Source organism: Mesorhizobium sp. M0802 (assembly GCF_040320115.1).
Taxonomy (GTDB): Bacteria; Pseudomonadota; Alphaproteobacteria; order Rhizobiales; family Rhizobiaceae; genus Mesorhizobium.
Genome location: NZ_JAMYOY010000003.1, coordinates 361,442 through 377,145 on the forward strand (window position 1 = coordinate 361,442; position 15,704 = coordinate 377,145).

The window sequence follows — 15,704 nt, forward strand, 5'->3', positions numbered from 1 at the left end:
CCACGTCAGGCAACCGGCCTCATGAATTCTTCTTCGGGATTTTAGGCGCAGACGCGGTTGCGGCCTTGCCTCTTCGCCTCGTAGAGCTGGCGGTCGGCGCGGCGGTAGAATTCCTCGGCGGTTTCCTTCCGATCCCAGACGGCTAGTCCGACGCTGGTGGTGATCTTGAGGCGGACATTGCCCGACAGCACCGACATGTTGGCAATCGCTTTGCGGATGCGTTCGGCGAACTTCCCCAACAACTCCGCATCCATGTTGGGCGTGACGACGGCGAACTCCTCGCCCCCAAGCCGCGCCACCACATCGTGGTAGCGCGTCATGCCTTTGAGGCAATTGGCGACTGCCCTAAGCACCTCGTCGCCGACATCGTGGCCATGCGTGTCGTTGACCTGCTTGAAGTGGTCGAGGTCGAGGATCATCAGCCCGACGGGCTTTTCGATGCGGCGGAATTCCTCGAGATATTCCTTCAGCGCATCATCGAAGTAGCGCCGGTTCTGCATGCCGGTAAGGCCGTCGGTCAATGCCGCATGCTGCAGCGTTTCCGAGCGGGCGCTGAGCGAAACCGTCATGGCGCGCAGCTTGCCCTCTTCCGTGGCCTGCCTACGGATCAGCGGGTAGATGAAGAACACGCCGAAGAACAGCGCTGTCGCCAGCAGCACCCCGGTGACAAACAGCAGCGTGTTGAGATAGGCGATCCTCTCGACCCGGGAAGTCGTATCGTGACCGACCGCGATGAACTGCAATTGACCATAGGCATAAAGCGTCACCAGGCCTGCGGCCAGGATCACGAAAATAAAGACGAAAAATGCGGATTCCGCCTTGTGGAAACGCATCTGCTTCCCGTTGCAAAAGTACCCCCCGGATCTATGGCATGCCGGCGCCTTACGGACGGTTAATCCAGACAACCGGAGCGGGAATGTTCATTCCTACTTCTGTTTCTTTAATTGTATTGGCAGCACGAAAATCAAATCGCGGTTTGCAAGCGGCCGCCGGGCTGCAATCTCAGCCATTCCGGTCCCAGCTGATGGCGAAACCACGTCGTTTGCCGTTTGGCATATTGCCGCGTCGCTGCCTTGCAGCGCTCGATGGCCTGAGGAAAGCTGATGTCACCCGCCATGGCAGCCGAAAGTTCGCGAACGCCGATCGCCTTCATCGCCGGCAGGTCGGGATCGAGGCCAAGCGCCGCAAGCCGTTTGACCTCATCGAGCGCGCCGAGATCGAGCATGCGGTCGAACCTTGTTTCGATCCGCTCGACAAGGGGGGCGCGGTCCGGCTCGATAACGAAGAACCGAGCGCTGTCGCGGTCGATCAGCGGCCGGCCGCGCGCTGCCTGCCATTCTAGGATGGAGCGGCCGGATGCGTCGAGCACCTCCAGCGCCCGCACGATGCGCTGGCCGTCGGTCGGCTTCAGCTGCATGGCGACCGCCGAATCTTCATGCATCAGGATGCGGTGCAGCTTGGCTGCGCCTTGCTCCTTTAACTCGTAGCGCCAGCGGTCGCGTACCTGCTGCGGAATGTCGGGCATTTCCGAAATGCCCTCGGCAAGTGCGCGAAAATAGAGCCCGGTGCCCCCGACGAAAATCACCGGACGTTCGAAGCCGGCGCCATCGGGTCGCCGGGCAAGCGTGCCGTCATCGATCAGCTTCATCACGTCGCGCAGCCAGGCGCCGGTGGAATAGGCGGTCGAGGGATGCACGTGGCCATAGAGAAAGTGCGGCGCGCGGGCGAGATCGGCGGCATTCGGCCGCGCCGTCAGCACGTCGAGCACCGAGTAGCCTTGCATGGAATCGGTGTTGACGATGACACCGCCCTTGCGTTCGGCGAGATCGAGCGCCAGCGCCGACTTGCCGCTGGCGGTCGGCCCGGCTATCAGGATCGCGTTCTTCACGCGGCCCTCGCCCGCCTGCCCGCCCTCGCCTAGCTGCTTGGAAGTCTCGATGCCGCTCATTGCCACGCTTGTGTCTCACCCCGTCCGCCGCGCGATGTCGGCCTCGCTTGCGAATATGGCCTCACGGTCGGTCGGCGCAAGCGCTGTTCGCTGGCTGGGCGAAGGCGTCGCCTGCGATCTGGTGTTGCCCGAGGGGGCAGAAGCCGCTGAGGCAAGTGCGGCCTTGCGCACAGCACTTGGTTCAGAGCCGGTCGACGTGATCGTTCAGCAGGCCGAAAGCCGCCGCAAGACAATCCTGCTTGCCGATATGGATTCAACCATGATCGACCAGGAATGCATCGACGAACTCGCCGACGAGATCGGCGTCAAGGACCGCGTTGCCGCCATCACGGCACGCTCGATGAACGGCGAGATCGCTTTCGAGCCGGCGCTGCGTGAACGCGTGGCGCTGCTGAAAGGCCTCGATGCCGCCGTCGTCGACCGCATCATCGCGAACCGCCTGACGCTGGCGTCGGGCGGCCGCGCTCTGGTGCAGACGATGCGCGCCAATGGCGCCTGGACGGCGCTTGTCTCCGGCGGCTTCGACGTCTTCACCAGCCGTGTCGCCGCCATGCTCGGCTTCGAGGAAAACCGTGCCAACCGCCTGATCGAGGAGAACGGGCGCTTTGCCGGCCTGGTCGCCGAGCCGATCCTCGGCCGCGCCGCCAAGGCCGATGCGCTGAACGATATCTCGGCCCGCCTCGGCCTGACGCCATTCGATGCGATTGCGGTCGGCGACGGCGCCAACGACCTCGACATGATCCGCCTGGCCGGCACCGGTGTCGCGCTCCACGCCAAGCCGGCCGTTGCTGCCGAAGCCAAGGTCCGCATCGACCATGGCGATCTCACCGCGCTGCTTTATCTCCAGGGCTACCGCCAGGAAGAGTTCGCCCAATGAAACCGATGCGCACCGAGCGCCTCATCCTGCGCAACTGGGAAGACTGCGATCGCGAACTCTTCCACCGCATCAATTCGGACGAGCGGGTGATGGAATTCTTTCCGTTCCGCCGCGACCGCGCCGAGACGGATGCCAAGATGGACGAGTTTCGGGGCTGGATCGCCGAGGACGGCTTTGGTTTTGCCGCCGCCGAGATCGCCGCGACTGGGGAATGCATCGGCTTCGTCGGTCTCTTAAAGACCGATCACGTGCCGTCCCTGCCTTCCGATACGATCGAGATCGGCTGGCGGTTGGCGCCGGAATTCTGGCGCAAGGGCTATGTCACGGAGGCCTCCGAAGCCTGGCTCGCCTTTGGCTTCGAAACGCTTGACCGCGACGAGATCGTCTCCTTCGCCGTCGCGGCCAACCGCCGCTCGACGGCCGTCATGGAGCGTCTTGGCATGAGCCCTGACCCGGCTCGCGATTTCGACCACCCATCCATCCCTGACAGCCACCCGCACCTCAAGCGGCATGTCCTCTACACCCTGTCGCGCAAGGACTGGCAGGCAAGAAAAAGGGCGGCTAACTAGCCGCCCTTTTCATTTCGAAATCAGATCGTTGCAGGCCTGACCGGACTCAATCCATCCGGATCGTCACGAAGCGCAACTCGCCTGTCTTCGACGCCAGCATCAAGAGCGCATTCTTGCGGCCCTGCTCCTTCAGCGCGCCGATCCGGTCCATGACGTCTTTCGGGGTCGCGACCGATTCCTGGGCGATTTCGGTGATCACCTCGCCGGCCTGGATGCCGCGCTCGGCTGCAGCCGAATCCTTGGTGACGTCGGTGATGACGACGCCGGAAACGTCGGCGGCGATGCCGAACTTTTTCCGTGTGTCGTCATTGAGCTCGCCGACGGTCATGCCGAGCACCGAGGCCGTGGAGACCGCGGGCGCCTTGTCGCCGCCCTTGTCCTCATCGGTAGTGCCGTCCTCACCGGCGGCAACCTTCTCGCCGTCCTCAAGCCGGCCGAGCGTCACCTTCACCGTCTGCTCGACGCCTTTGCGCACGATGATCACGTCGACCGCCTTGCCAACCGGGCTTTCCGCCACGACGCGCGGCAGGTCGCGCATTTCATGGATGTCCTTGCCGTCGAACTTGATGATGACGTCGCCGGCGAGAATTGTGCCGTTGTCGACCGGTCCGCCCTTGATGACGCCGGCCACCAGCGCGCCCTTGGCGGTGGCCATGCCGAGGCTCTCGGCGATGTCGTCGGTCACCGGCTGGATGCGCACGCCGAGCCAGCCGCGACGGGTCTCGCCGAACTGGCGCAGCTGGTCGACGACGCCCGAGGCAAGCTGCGAGGGGATGGAGAAGCCGATGCCGATCGAGCCGCCCGACGGCGAGATGATCGCCGTGTTGATACCGATGACCTCGCCCAGGCTGTTGAACAGCGGCCCGCCGGAATTGCCGCGGTTGATGGCGGCGTCGGTCTGGATGAAGTCGTCATAGGGGCCGGAATTGATGTCGCGGTTGCGGGCCGAGACGATGCCGACCGTCACCGTGCCGCCAAGGCCGAACGGATTGCCGATCGCCATCACCCAGTCGCCGACGCGCATCTTGTTGGAATCGCCGAATTTCACCGCCGTCAGCTTGTGGCCCTTCGGGTCGACTTTGAGCACCGCCACGTCGGTCTTGGTGTCGGTGCCGACCAGCGTCGCCTTGAGCGTCACGCCGTCGGAGAAATTCACCTCGATGTCGTCTGCATCGGCGATGACGTGGTTGTTGGTGACGACAATGCCTTGCTCGGCGTCGACCACGAAGCCGGAGCCCAGCGACTGTACCTTTTGCGCGCCGCCATCCTTGTCGCCGCCACGGTTCTTGAAGAAGTCGTCGAAGAAATCCTGGAACGGCGAACCCTCCGGCAGCTGCGGCATCGGCACCGCGCCCGGACCTTCCGTGCCCTTCACGGTCTGCGAGGTCGAGATGTTGACCACCGCACCGAGCAGGCCTTCGGCGAGGTCGGCAACCGAAGCCGGTCCGTCCGCGGCCACCGTCGGCGTCACGAAAGCCGGAACGGCAAGCGCGCCGACCATAAGTGCCGCAGCACCTGCGATGAACGTCCGCCGCGCCGCGCGCAGAAGGGTGTTGGATGTCATCGAAAGCCTCCCGGATTGCTGAAAAGAAAAAGCGCTTCGGCAAAACGCCGCGTCGCGTCATGTTGGCAAGAAATACGGCACGTTTGCGGCTATGGCCACATCAGGAGGAGAAATCCTCCGTTACACCTTCTAGAACGGTTGGCCGTCTCGCGGAAACGGCGAACCGTTCAATCTCTTTGCTTTTACGCAATTCCGGACGGAAACCGCTCACACTTTTCCTGGAATTGGTTAGATCAGCGGTCCTCAGCCACGCACCAACCAGACGATGCCGACGCCAATGGCGATCGCCACCAGCCCGACGATGCGCAGCGCAATTTCCGGCGTCGACAGCACTTCGCCGGCAAGACGTTTGGCAAGGCCGGGAAAGCCGCCATAGACCAGACCCTCTACGACGCAGACCAGGCCTATGGCCGCAAGGAAATCCTGCACCGCCCTACTGGGCGGGTGCAGGTTGTGCAGCCGGCGCGGCAGGTGCCGTCGCCGGAGCCGCAGGCGCAGCCGGCTTCGCGTCCGTCCCGTCCGGATTGCGGAAGAAGCGGAAGAACTCCGAGTTCGGCGACAGCACCATCGTCGTCCCGGAGTTGTCCAGCGCCGTGCCATAGGCATTCATGGACCGGTAGAAGTCGAAGAACGCCGGATCGCGTTTGTAGGCGTCGGCAAAGGTCGCGCTGCGCTGGGCTTCACCTTCACCACGCAGGATTTCCGATTCCTTGCGCGCTTCGGCGACGATTTCCACCACTTCGCGGTCGGCGCGGGCGGTGATGCGCTGCGCGGCCTCTTTGCCGCGTGCCCTCAGCCGTTCGGCCTCGGCCAAACGTTCGGCCTTCATGCGGTCGAAGGTCTGCTGCGAAACCTCGGCCGTCAGATCGGTTCGGCGGATGCGCACATCCTCGATCTGCAGGCCGAGCGAGGTGGCGTCGGGCCGAAGCTGATCGCGCACTTCGCGCATCATCACGGCCCGCTCTTCCGAAAGCGCCGCCTCGAAGTCGCGCAGACCGTAGACACGGCGCAGCGCCGCATCGAGACGCGTCCTCAGTCGTGCTTCGGCCAGTGTGATCTGACCGGACACGGCTGAGCGGAACACGCGCGGATCCGAGATGCGGTACGCGATGAAAGCGTCGACCTCGTAGAACTTGCCGCCCGAAACCTGGACGCGGATGTTGTCGAGATCGAAGCGCAGCACCCTGTTTTCGATCAATTGCACGCTGTCGGCGTCGAAGAAGGCGAAAGGCGCCTTGAAATAGATGCCGGGTTCATTCTTCACGTCGACGATCTCGCCGAACCGCAGCACGAGCGCCTGCTGGCGCGCGTTGACCACGAAGACCGAGGAGTAGAGCAGGAACAGAAGCACGGCCGCGATGACCGCGATGATGGGAAGACGATTGGCCATCACTGGGCTCCTCCCGTGGTCGCAGGCGGCGGCGCCTTCGGCTGCAGTGCCGGCAGCGGCAGATAGGGAACGACCCCTTGCCCATTGCCCTGTTCGACGATGACCTTGTTGGAATCCTTCAGCACCTTCTCCATCGTTTCCAGATAAAGCCGCCGGCGCGTCACGTCGGGCGCCTTGGCGTATTCGTCATAGACCGAGATGAAGCGCTGCGCCTCACCTTCGGCTTCCTGGACGACACGGTTCTTGTAGGCTGCCGCGTCCTCGCGGATCTGCGCCGCGGCGCCACGCGCCTGGCCGAGCTTCTGGTTGGAATACTGGTTGGCCTGCTCGACGAACTTGTCTTCGTCCTGCTCGGCGCGCTGCACTTCGTCGAACGCGTCGGCCACTTCACGCGGCGGCGCCGCGTCCTCGATCGAAACCGCGTTGACGTTCAGGCCGGCCTTGTAGCCGTCCAGCGTCGTCTGGATGATTTCACGCACCGACGCGGCGATGCCCTGACGGTCGTCGCGGAAGATGTCCTGCGCCGGTCGCCGGCCAACCGCTTCGCGCATGGCGCTCTCTGCGACCTGCTGCAGCATGCCTTCGGGATCGGAGACGTCGAACAGATAGGCCCGGGGATCGGAGACCTGATAGGCCACCGAAAACTGGACGTTGACGATGTTCTGGTCGCCGGTAAGCATCAGCCCCGACGAGTTGCCGCTCGTCGCGCCGCCACCACCGATATCGACGAGTTGTTCGGCGATGTTGGCCGTCTCGACGGTTTCGACCGGCCACCAATGGAAATGCAGGCCCGGCTGCGACAGCTCCGCCTTCGGCTTGCCGAAGCGCAGCTCGACCGCAACCTCGTCCGGCTGCACGGTGTAGACCGCCTTGAACGCCCACAGCACGATCAGAGCCGCTGCGATCAGCGCAAAGACGGCCGGGCTGGCGCCGCCGCCACCGGGCAGCGCGCGCCGCAGCCGGTCCTGGCCGCGGCGGATGATGTCTTCGAGATCGGGAGGTGACCCCGGCGGGCCGCTAGGCCCCTTCGGTCCCTGCCCCCAGGGTCCCTGATTGTTGCCGCCGCCGCCGCCCCATGGGCCGCCGCCACCGCCGCTCTTGTCGTTCCAGGGCATGAATGTCCTTTCGCTTGGAATTCCCTCGGCGCCGGCGTTGCGGCGCAAAATCCAGTTGTTCTTCTATAGGGACGCAGCGATGCGCTTTCAACGCGATCCGCTGCCGAGCATGTCCGTTTTGGACGTTCGCGACCCTTTTATCGTCTCAATGCACGCCGCGGCGTCGCTCGTAAACCGAATAGCGCGTCGCATGGCTGTCCTTTTCACCGGCCGGAACGTCCTGAGCGCTGACAAGGCGCCACAAATCCGGATCGATGTCGGGAAAATGCGCGTCGCCATCGACCGCCGCCAGCACATGGGTGACGTGCAGCCGGTCTGCCAGCGGCAGCGCCTGCGCATAGATCTCGCCGCCACCGATGACGCAGATTTCGTCGACGCCGTTCATGCAACGCCCGCGCACCGTGGCCAGCTGGATCGCGGCTTCCAGCGAGTGCGCCACCTCGATGCCCTCGGCGCGCCAGGCCTTGTCGCGGGTCACCACGATGTTCAATCGGCCCGGCAGCGGCCGGCCGATGCCTTCATAAGTCTTGCGGCCCATGATGACGGGCTTGCCCATCGTATCGGCCTTGAAGCGCTTGAGATCGGTGGACAGCCGCCACGGCAAGCCGCCGTCGCGCCCGATGACGCCGTTCTGCGCGATGGCGACATAGATTGCGACGTCCATCAGTTGGCTTCCCCGGCGCCGTCATCCGACGGCTCCAAGAGCAATATGTCGATGTTGTGCTCGGGATAGAAATCCTGCGCCTTCGTCTCGAAGGTCGTCGGCCCGACCTTCTTCACATTGTCGCTGCAAAACGAGATCAGCGCTTTCGGATTGCCCTTGTCGACGGTTAGCTTGAACCTGCCAATGCTGCCATTGGCCCAGTTGCCGCCGGTGGTCAGGATATAGGCAATGCGATTCTCGTAAAAATGCGGATAACCGTCAGCCTTGGCGGCCTGCCGCACCGCATTCTCGAAGCTGTCGTCCATGCAGTAGCGGGTCTTGTAGGTCGTGTACTGGCCGCCCTCGGAGAACTTGCCGTCATAGAAGAAACTGACCGATGACGTGCCGCCGACGCTCGGTTTGTAGCGGTGCGAGACGTGGACATCCTTGTTGGCCGGAAAGGTCGAGCGCCACCAATAGGTCGAGCGCAACTGCCACCACGGCGTATAGACCTTGTTCGCCTCGGTACCGTCGCTGCCCGTATCCTCGATGATGATGCCGCGGTTTTCCCAATCCTCGGCGACCGTTTTCGGCAGCTTCGCCAGGGCCGCCTTGGCCGCATCGCCGAACGGATTGAACGGCACGTTCTGCGCCTTCAGATCGGCGCCGATATCGATGCCGACAGCGAACACTTTCTGCTCGAGCTGCGGCTTTGCCGGCGCTCCGTCGATCGTCACCTCGAAGCCAAGGAAATTGTCGCTCTGGTTTTCCGGGATCGCCGGCATTTCCTCCGGATTGCCTTCGATGTCCGGCAGCGGAAAAGCGACGATGGCATTTACATCCTTGTCGGTGTTGTTGTGGAAGACGTAGTCGACCGTGACCTTTTCCGGCGAGATATAGAGGTCCTCGCTTTGCATCGACACTGCGTCGCTACGCGACAGGATCAGGCCACCCGTGCCGAGTTCGGCGGTCGTATCATTGGCCAAAGCGGGCGCGGCTGAAAGCGCCAGCGCTACGGTCAGGACATATTGCAACATCGAAGCCCCTCGCCAAGAATGCCGCGACCCTAGCCGTTTCAATGTGGCGTTTCAAAGCCTTCCGTCTCCCAGCAGGACGCCACAGTGTCTGGACACGCCAATCGGCGGTCTGGACTAACAGGTTTCGATCGGGCAGGAGTTCGCGTCATGCGCAAGCTTCTCGTCATCGGCATCGGCGCCGGCAATCCCGACCATATGACCGTGCAGGCCATATCAGGCCTAAACCGGGCGGACGTCCTGTTTATCCCCGACAAGGGGGCGAAGAAGAACGACCTTGCCGAAGTGCGCCGCCATATCTGCGACCGTTTCGTCAGCAATCCGAAATCGCGCCGCGTCGAGTTCGACGTGCCGGTGCGCGCCGAGCCGGCGCCTTCCTATCGCTCGACCGTCGATGACTGGCACGAGGCCATCGCCCAGATCTATGAGAGCCTGGTCCGCGACGAACTTGCCGAGGACGGCTGCGGCGCCTTCCTGATCTGGGGCGACCCCTCGCTCTATGACAGCGCGCTGCGCATCCTCGCGCGCGTACGACTGAGGGGCAATGTCGCATTCGAACTGGAGGTCATTCCCGGCATCACCGCCGTCCAGGCGCTAGCCGCCGGCCACAAGATGGCGCTGAACCGCATCGGCGACCCCGTGCTGATCACCACCGGCCGCCGCCTCGCCGAACAAGGTATGCCGCACAATGCCGGCAGCGCCGTGGTCATGCTCGACGGCAAATGCGCCTTCAACACGCTGGCAGACAAGGATCTGATCATCCATTGGGGCGCCTATCTCGGCACACCGGACGAGATCATCGTTTCCGGTCGCCTGGGGGATGTCGGCGAGGAGATTGAGAGGACGAGAGAAGAAGCCCGGAAAAGAAAGGGCTGGATCATGGACACCTATCTGCTGCGTAAAGCAGGAGAGCCCGAGGAATAGCGCGCTCAAAGGTCGAGTTCCTTCGCGCCCCCCTCTGTCCTGCCGGACATCTCCCCCTCTAGTGGGGAGATTGGCCGTCACGGAGGATTTCGCCAATCGCCTAACAGATTAGCGCCCGTCTACGGGCGAGCTGATCTCCCCCCTTGCGGGGGAGATGTCCGGCAGGACAGAGGGGGGTGTGACGGACCGCAAGCTTCAACCCTCACCCAGCATCAATCTCCGCCTGCAAGGCGTCCATATGCGTGGCCGCCGCTGCCGCCGCAGCGCGCTCGATAGCGCGAAAACGGCTGACAACTGCAAGGCCAACTGAGGTCAGCTGTGCGCCGCCGCCCTTTTTGCCGCCGGTCTGCGCCGCGACCAGTGGCTTGCCGAACACACGGTTCATATCTTCCACCAGATCCCAGGCGTGCTTGTAGGACATCTCCATGCCGCGTGCCGCAGCCGAGATCGAGCCGAAAGTGGCGATCTGCTCCAGCAATTCGATCTTGCCCGGACCTATGCGCCCGTCCGGATCGAGATTTATCCGCAGGCTCAGCGACGGCATCTCTTGTCCTCCACAGTCACACTAGCCCCTCTCGACCCATAGCGCTATTCCAAAACGATATAGCGGTTATCAGCCATCCGCTTCGGCCGGCAGCCCGGCGCCGGTGTTGGCACGGTCGAAACTGACCGTCTTGATCACCGCGAAGACCTTGCCGCCGAGTTGAAGGTTCAGTACCTGCCTGGATTGTTCGGTAATGCGCGCAAGCACGGTTGCGCCATTGCAGTCGATGCCGATTTCGACCGTCGGCCCCTCGCCCGAGCCGATTGTGACGATGGCGCCCGGCAGGATGTTGAGCGCACTGAGACCTTTCGGCTGTTCGGTGGCGATCATCACGTCGCGGGCGCGGATTCGGATGCGCACAGGCGCGCCGACCGAGACCGCCAGAAGCGGCACCCGGATTTCGCCCGCCGCCGAGCCGAGCACGGTCATCCCGAAGATCTCATCATGGCGCAGCACCTTGGTGTCGAGAACCGCGCCGCCCTCGCCGCGTTCCTCCGCCGGCAGCAATTCGAGCCGTTGCATGATCGCGCCGGTCGGGCCTGAGGCAGCGACCTTGCCTTGCGCCATCACCACCACGTCGCTGGCCAGCCGCGCCACCTCGGCGACGGAGTGGCTGACATATACGATGGGCAGCTTGGTCTCGTCGCGCAGCCGCTCGATATAGGGCAGGATCTCGGCTTTGCGCGCATCGTCGAGCGAGGCCAGCGGCTCGTCCATCAACAGCAGTTTCGGGCTGGCAAGCAGCGCCCGGCCGATCGCCACGCGCTGCTTCTCGCCGCCCGAGAGCTTTGCCGGTCGCCGGTCGAGCAGAGGACCGATGCCGAGCAGTTCGACGACCGCGTCGATATCCGCATAGCGCTCCGCCGGTGGCGTGAACCAGCGGCCATAGCGCAGATTGCCGGCCACGCTCATATGCGGAAACAGCCGCGCGTCCTGGAACACCATGCCGATCCGGCGCTTGTGCTTCGGCACGAAAATGCCGGCATCGGTGTCGACCAGCACACAGCCGTCGACCGCGATACGGCCCTTGGTCGGCCGGATCAGGCCGGCGATCACGTTGATCAGCGTCGTCTTGCCGGAGCCCGATGGCCCGAACAGCGCCGTCAGCCGCCCGGCGCTTTCGAAACGCGCGTCGACGGCGAAACCGCCGAGCCGATGGCTGATGTCCACCAGCACGCTCATTCGATGTCCATCCGCCGGCCGACGCGCCGCGCCAGCACTTCCGAGGCGACCAATGCGGCCATCGAGATGACGATGGAGATCAGCGTCAGCCTGAGCGCCCCGTCATCGCCGCCAGGCACCTGCGTGAAGGTGTAGATCGCCGAAGGCAGCGTCTGCGTCTCGTTGGGAATGTTGGAGACGAAGGTGATGGTGGCGCCGAACTCGCCCATCGCCTTGGCGAAGGACAGGATCGAGCCGGCGATCAGCCCGGGCAGGATCAGCGGCAGCGTGATGGTGGCGAAGACCCAAATCGGGTTGGCGCCGAGCGTTCCCGCCGCTGCCTCCATTTTGCGGTCGACCGCCTCGATCGACAGCCGGATCGCCCGCACCATCAGGGGAAAGCCCATGATACCGCAGGCCAGTGCGGCGCCGGTCCAGCGAAACGAGAAGACGATGCCGAAATGCTCGGCCAGGAACGCTCCCGCCGGCCCGCGCCGGCCGAAGGTAAGCAGCAAGAGATAACCTGTCACCACCGGCGGCAGGATCAACGGCAGGTGAACCACACCGTTGAGCAGCGTCTTGCCCCAGAATTTTCCGCGGGCCAGCAAAAGCGCCATCAAGATGCCCGGCGGCAGGCTGAACAGCATCGCCACCGTCGCCACCTTGATCGACAGCCGGACCGCATTCCATTCGTCGGGAGTGAGGTCCAGCAGCCAGTTCATGCGTCAGCCGCTACCTTAATTGCTCGGCGTGAGCACGGTGAAACCCTGATCCCTAAACAGCTCCACCGCCTTGGCGGACTGCAGGCACTTCAGGAAAGCCGGGGTATCCTTGTCCTTCGAATCGGTGGTCTGGGCAACCGGATAGATGATCGGCGGGTGCGAATCCTCCGGGAAGGTGCCGACCACCTTGACTCCCTTGTCGGCATGCGCGTCGGTGGCATAGACGATGCCGAGCGCGGCCTCGCCCGTTGAAACCAGCTTCAGCGCGGCGCGCACATTCTCGGCCTGCGCCACCTTGCCTTCGACCGACGACCAGACGCCGAGCGATTCAAGTGCCGCCTTGCCATACTTGCCGGCCGGCACCGCCTTGACGTCGCCCATGGCGAGCTTGCCGTCGCCGATCAGCTTGGCGAGGTCGAAGCCTTTCTCGATCCTGGTTTCGACCTTGGAATCCTTTGGCGCCACCAGCACGATGTGGTTGCCGAGCAGTTTCACCTCGGTGTCCGGCTTGGTCAGTTTCTTGTCGGAGAGATATTTCATCCAGTCGAGGTCGGCCGAGATGAACACATCGGCGGGCGCCCCGCTTTCGATCTGCTTGGCCAGCGCCGAGCTCGCGGCGTAGGAGACGGTCGCCGCTTCACCGACATCGGCTTCGCAGGCCTTGGTGACGGCGTCGAGCCCGTCCTTGAGGCTGGCTGCGGCAAACACGATCACCTTGTCTCCCGCGTGAGCCGCCGGCATCACGGCCATCAGAGCTACGGCAAAGCCGCCAATCGCGATCGCCCTCAAACCAAAACCTTTGTGCCCCAACATGAAAACTCTCCCTGGGCTTGAAATCTGCTGGCTCGACTCCTGCCGACCGATATATCTGGATGAATATAACAAGGGAAGGCCGCCTCCTGCGAAAGCGTATGTTCGGCATGATTGTTGTGGTTTGGACGTGCACCGAAATCCCGGAAAGGAACTCCGATGAAGATCAGCGCCCGCAACATCCTCAAGGGAACGATCGTCGAGATCGCCAAAGCACCTCGCCTGTCCGCGGTGATGTCGGCGGCTCAGTCGTCACCGCTTCGATCACCAACGAGGCCGTTGCCGATCTCGAGCTCGAAAAAGGCAAGCAGGCCTATGCCGTGATCAAGGCATCGGGCGTCATGGTCGGCATTGATTGAAGGTGGGCGGATCAGACCGCGATCGGCGCCTTGATCGACGCGTCGGCAAAATAGTTTTCCAGCCGGAAATCCTCGAAGCGGAAGGCGAACAGGTCCTTCACTTCCGGATTGATCCACAGCGTCGGCAGCGCCTTGGGCGTGCGACGCAATTGCTCGCGCGCCTGCTCGAAATGGTTGGAATAGAGATGCGCATCGCCCAGCGTATGGACGAACTCGCCGGGCTTCAGCCCGGTCACCTGCGCCACCATCAAGGTCAGCAGCGCGTAGGAAGCGATGTTGAAGGGTACGCCGAGAAAAATGTCGGCCGAGCGCTGGTAGAGCTGGCAGGACAGCTTGCCCTCCGAGACGTAGAACTGGAACAGGCAGTGGCACGGTGGCAGCGCCATCGCCTCCACTTCGGCCGGGTTCCACGCCGAAACGATCAGCCGGCGTGAATTCGGATTTCTGCGTATCTCCTTCAGAACATTGGCAATCTGGTCGATCGACCCGCCATGGCCATCCGGCCAGGAGCGCCACTGCTTGCCATAGACCGGGCCGAGATCGCCATTCTCGTCGGCCCATTCGTCCCAGATCGAAACGCCATGATCTCTAAGGTATTTGATGTTGGTGTCGCCGGCCAGGAACCACAGGAGTTCATGGATGATCGACTTCAGATGCAGCTTCTTGGTGGTGGTGACGGGAAAGCCGCGCGACAGGTCGAAGCGCATCTGGTAGCCGAACACCCCACGCGTGCCGGTGCCCGTGCGGTCGCCACGATCGGCGCCATTGTCCAGCACATGCTGCAAAAGGTCGAGATACTGGCGCATCGGCTTCGCCTCGATTCGGGGTTACCGCCATCATAACCGACTGGCCGCCGGCCGAACACAGCAAAAGGGACCAGAACGCGGCTTGCCCCATCACTCTTCAATGGTTAGCGCTGCCCCTCACCTGCCTGCCGGCATCCTCTCCCCGTATAGGGACGGGGAGAGGGGCGCTGTGATCAGCGGTTTCGCCAATCACAAGCGTTCGAGAGAGAGAGAGAGAGAGAGAGAGAGAGCCAAGGCTGCGGTCAGCCCTTTCTCCCCGTCACTATACGGGGAGAAATGCCCGGCAGGGCAATGAGGGGCGGTGCTGACCTCCGGTGAGGAGCAAATCAAACGCGCGCTCTGCCTATCGGCAATAATCTCTACAAAGAGCCGAGCTTGCCCAGATCCTTGGCGACCAGATAGTAGAAAGTCACGCGGCTCTTGGAGCTGTCGGCGGCCAACGCCTTGCAGGTCTTCTCGATCGCTGAGTCGGCTTTCGCCCCGTCGGTCACGCCGAGTTTCTTGGCAACCCAGTTGGTCTTGACGCGCTCCAATTCCTTGGGGTCGGTGCAGGATACCAGCGAGGAATCGCGGTTGCGCAGCGCGATGCCCAGATGTTTCGCAATCTTGGCAACCACATCGGCATTTGCGGCGGCGTCGTATTTCTTCACGTCTGCGAGATAATCGGCCATCAAATTTCCCCATGTCGGCGCCACGGGATCCGATCGATGAGGGCTGTGGCGCGCTGCCGCAACTTGTGCGCTCGGTCGATACTCCTCACCATCGCAAAGCTTCGGTTGAGACCGCGCGCGAGTCAACCCTCGGCGCCGCAGTTTGGTGCGGCCAAGAAGTGTCATTGCGGCCTTTCATTTTGTGCGCCCGCCCCCTATATTCGTTTTGTCGGCTTGACCGACTATGGCGATAAATGGGCGATGTAATAAGCCGTTCGGACCCGGGGGCGGTACCCGGCGCCTCCACCAAGAACCGCTCTGTGATCAGAGCGGCTGTTGCTGGGGGCGAAATAGGATCGACGAAGGTGTAAAGATCGTACTTTTGCCCGGCATGGTACCACCGTCATCGGGCTAAACCTGTAGTTGCAAATGACAACTATGCGGAAGCACGTCTCGCCGCGTAAGCGGTGCGATAGCTTCAAATCAAGTCCTAGAGGTTCGCACTTCTAGGCGGGGTTCGGAGGTACCTGGCAACAGAAACCTCCACTTCTCCCCTCCTCGATATCGTACGCTCAATGCCGGCTGCCG

General features: G+C 63.1%; 17 protein-coding genes, 1 other RNA gene and 1 pseudogene. 5 read left to right on the forward strand and 14 right to left on the reverse strand.

Translation table 11 applies throughout. From position 1 onward, the window contains the following. Nucleotides 1–41: 41 nt before the first annotated feature. Complete coding sequence (locus NKI10_RS07655) at nt 42–833, reverse strand: GGDEF domain-containing protein (RefSeq protein ID WP_023668337.1); 792 nt, start codon at nt 831–833, stop codon at nt 42–44. Nucleotides 834–964: 131 nt separating this feature from the next. Next, entirely contained in the window at nt 965–1,948 is a 984-nt protein-coding gene (miaA, locus tag NKI10_RS07660) for a tRNA (adenosine(37)-N6)-dimethylallyltransferase MiaA (protein ID WP_023822137.1), read from the reverse strand. On the opposite strand from miaA, the gene serB reads away from it, so the two are divergent. Both serB and NKI10_RS07670 read left to right on the forward strand, forming a co-directional pair. Further along, nucleotides 1,938–2,825 carry a phosphoserine phosphatase SerB gene (serB, locus tag NKI10_RS07665; RefSeq protein WP_023725332.1) on the forward strand — a complete coding sequence of 296 codons (888 nt, stop codon included), beginning with the start codon at nt 1,938–1,940 and terminating at the stop codon, nt 2,823–2,825. The genes miaA and serB overlap by 11 nt on opposite strands. Beyond that, nucleotides 2,822–3,394, forward strand: a complete 573-nt coding sequence (locus NKI10_RS07670) for a GNAT family N-acetyltransferase (protein ID WP_352852895.1) — start codon at nt 2,822–2,824, stop codon at nt 3,392–3,394. The genes serB and NKI10_RS07670 overlap by 4 nt, the downstream gene beginning before the upstream one ends. Before the next feature lie 46 nt (nt 3,395–3,440). On the opposite strand, the gene NKI10_RS07675 is transcribed toward NKI10_RS07670, so the two are convergent. The 6 genes from NKI10_RS07675 to NKI10_RS07700 form a co-directional block, all read right to left on the reverse strand. After that, on the reverse strand, nt 3,441–4,958 hold the full coding sequence (locus NKI10_RS07675) for a DegQ family serine endoprotease (RefSeq protein ID WP_023682088.1): 1,518 nt from the start codon (nt 4,956–4,958) through the stop codon (nt 3,441–3,443). Nucleotides 4,959–5,201: 243 nt separating this feature from the next. Continuing rightward, nucleotides 5,202–5,387: a DUF2065 domain-containing protein gene (locus NKI10_RS07680; protein WP_352852894.1), complete on the reverse strand. Its 186-nt coding sequence runs from the start codon at nt 5,385–5,387 to the stop codon at nt 5,202–5,204. 4 nt (nt 5,388–5,391) lie between these two features. After that, nucleotides 5,392–6,348, reverse strand: coding sequence for a protease modulator HflC (gene hflC, locus NKI10_RS07685; protein ID WP_023750917.1), 957 nt, complete (start codon nt 6,346–6,348; stop codon nt 5,392–5,394). Then, a complete protein-coding gene (hflK, locus tag NKI10_RS07690) occupies nt 6,348–7,463 on the reverse strand; it encodes an FtsH protease activity modulator HflK (RefSeq protein WP_023696986.1) in 1,116 nt (371 codons plus the stop codon). Before hflK ends, hflC begins: the two co-directional genes overlap by 1 nt. A 145-nt stretch (nt 7,464–7,608) precedes the next feature. After that, nucleotides 7,609–8,127 carry a dihydrofolate reductase gene (locus NKI10_RS07695; protein ID WP_352658038.1) on the reverse strand — a complete coding sequence of 173 codons (519 nt, stop codon included), beginning with the start codon at nt 8,125–8,127 and terminating at the stop codon, nt 7,609–7,611. Further along, on the reverse strand, nt 8,127–9,143 hold the full coding sequence (locus tag NKI10_RS07700; RefSeq protein WP_352859394.1) for a DUF4424 domain-containing protein: 1,017 nt from the start codon (nt 9,141–9,143) through the stop codon (nt 8,127–8,129). The genes NKI10_RS07695 and NKI10_RS07700 overlap by 1 nt, the downstream gene beginning before the upstream one ends. Nucleotides 9,144–9,290: 147 nt before the next feature. Here NKI10_RS07700 and cobF point away from each other — a divergent pair, with 147 nt between their 5' ends. Beyond that, nucleotides 9,291–10,064 carry a precorrin-6A synthase (deacetylating) gene (cobF, locus tag NKI10_RS07705; protein ID WP_352859396.1) on the forward strand — a complete coding sequence of 258 codons (774 nt, stop codon included), beginning with the start codon at nt 9,291–9,293 and terminating at the stop codon, nt 10,062–10,064. 202 nt (nt 10,065–10,266) lie between these two features. Here the strand turns inward: cobF and NKI10_RS07710 are convergent, their stop codons facing one another. The 4 genes from NKI10_RS07710 to modA form a co-directional block, all read right to left on the reverse strand. After that, nucleotides 10,267–10,608 carry a winged helix-turn-helix domain-containing protein gene (locus NKI10_RS07710; RefSeq protein WP_023667411.1) on the reverse strand — a complete coding sequence of 114 codons (342 nt, stop codon included), beginning with the start codon at nt 10,606–10,608 and terminating at the stop codon, nt 10,267–10,269. 69 nt (nt 10,609–10,677) lie between these two features. Next, complete coding sequence (gene modC, locus NKI10_RS07715) at nt 10,678–11,790, reverse strand: molybdenum ABC transporter ATP-binding protein (protein WP_352859398.1); 1,113 nt, start codon at nt 11,788–11,790, stop codon at nt 10,678–10,680. Next, nucleotides 11,787–12,491, reverse strand: coding sequence for a molybdate ABC transporter permease subunit (gene modB / locus NKI10_RS07720; RefSeq protein ID WP_023667413.1), 705 nt, complete (start codon nt 12,489–12,491; stop codon nt 11,787–11,789). The genes modC and modB overlap by 4 nt, the downstream gene beginning before the upstream one ends. 15 nt (nt 12,492–12,506) lie before the next feature. After that, complete coding sequence (gene modA, locus NKI10_RS07725) at nt 12,507–13,304, reverse strand: molybdate ABC transporter substrate-binding protein (RefSeq protein WP_023735950.1); 798 nt, start codon at nt 13,302–13,304, stop codon at nt 12,507–12,509. 156 nt (nt 13,305–13,460) lie between these two features. On the opposite strand from modA, the pseudogene NKI10_RS07730 reads away from it, so the two are divergent. Continuing rightward, nucleotides 13,461–13,660 (forward strand): annotated as a pseudogene (locus tag NKI10_RS07730) (TOBE domain-containing protein). An 11-nt stretch (nt 13,661–13,671) separates the two neighbouring features. On the opposite strand, the gene NKI10_RS07735 reads toward NKI10_RS07730, so the two are convergent. Beyond that, nucleotides 13,672–14,466 (reverse strand): thymidylate synthase, encoded by a 795-nt coding sequence (locus NKI10_RS07735; RefSeq protein ID WP_023682098.1) that lies wholly within the window; start codon nt 14,464–14,466, stop codon nt 13,672–13,674. A 359-nt stretch (nt 14,467–14,825) separates the two neighbouring features. Continuing rightward, entirely contained in the window at nt 14,826–15,137 is a 312-nt protein-coding gene (locus tag NKI10_RS07740) for a DUF2853 family protein (protein ID WP_352859452.1), read from the reverse strand. Between the two features lie 168 nt (nt 15,138–15,305). Here NKI10_RS07740 and ssrA point away from each other — a divergent pair. Further along, nucleotides 15,306–15,664: a transfer-messenger RNA gene (gene ssrA / locus NKI10_RS07745) on the forward strand. The last annotated feature ends 40 nt before the right edge of the window (nt 15,665–15,704 follow it).

Coding starts and splice junctions, on each gene's coding strand:
- NKI10_RS07655 (WP_023668337.1), bottom strand. CDS start 833: ATGCGTTTCCACAAGGCGGAATCCGCATTTTTCGTCTTTATTTTCGTG.
- serB (WP_023725332.1), top strand. CDS start 1,938: ATGCCGCTCATTGCCACGCTTGTGTCTCACCCCGTCCGCCGCGCGATG.
- miaA (WP_023822137.1), bottom strand. CDS start 1,948: ATGAGCGGCATCGAGACTTCCAAGCAGCTAGGCGAGGGCGGGCAGGCG.
- NKI10_RS07670 (WP_352852895.1), top strand. CDS start 2,822: ATGAAACCGATGCGCACCGAGCGCCTCATCCTGCGCAACTGGGAAGAC.
- NKI10_RS07675 (WP_023682088.1), bottom strand. CDS start 4,958: ATGACATCCAACACCCTTCTGCGCGCGGCGCGGCGGACGTTCATCGCA.
- hflC (WP_023750917.1), bottom strand. CDS start 6,348: ATGGCCAATCGTCTTCCCATCATCGCGGTCATCGCGGCCGTGCTTCTG.
- hflK (WP_023696986.1), bottom strand. CDS start 7,463: ATGCCCTGGAACGACAAGAGCGGCGGTGGCGGCGGCCCATGGGGCGGC.
- NKI10_RS07695 (WP_352658038.1), bottom strand. CDS start 8,127: ATGGACGTCGCAATCTATGTCGCCATCGCGCAGAACGGCGTCATCGGG.
- NKI10_RS07700 (WP_352859394.1), bottom strand. CDS start 9,143: ATGTTGCAATATGTCCTGACCGTAGCGCTGGCGCTTTCAGCCGCGCCC.
- cobF (WP_352859396.1), top strand. CDS start 9,291: ATGCGCAAGCTTCTCGTCATCGGCATCGGCGCCGGCAATCCCGACCAT.
- NKI10_RS07710 (WP_023667411.1), bottom strand. CDS start 10,608: ATGCCGTCGCTGAGCCTGCGGATAAATCTCGATCCGGACGGGCGCATA.
- modC (WP_352859398.1), bottom strand. CDS start 11,790: ATGAGCGTGCTGGTGGACATCAGCCATCGGCTCGGCGGTTTCGCCGTC.
- modB (WP_023667413.1), bottom strand. CDS start 12,491: ATGAACTGGCTGCTGGACCTCACTCCCGACGAATGGAATGCGGTCCGG.
- modA (WP_023735950.1), bottom strand. CDS start 13,304: ATGTTGGGGCACAAAGGTTTTGGTTTGAGGGCGATCGCGATTGGCGGC.
- NKI10_RS07735 (WP_023682098.1), bottom strand. CDS start 14,466: ATGCGCCAGTATCTCGACCTTTTGCAGCATGTGCTGGACAATGGCGCC.
- NKI10_RS07740 (WP_352859452.1), bottom strand. CDS start 15,137: ATGGCCGATTATCTCGCAGACGTGAAGAAATACGACGCCGCCGCAAAT.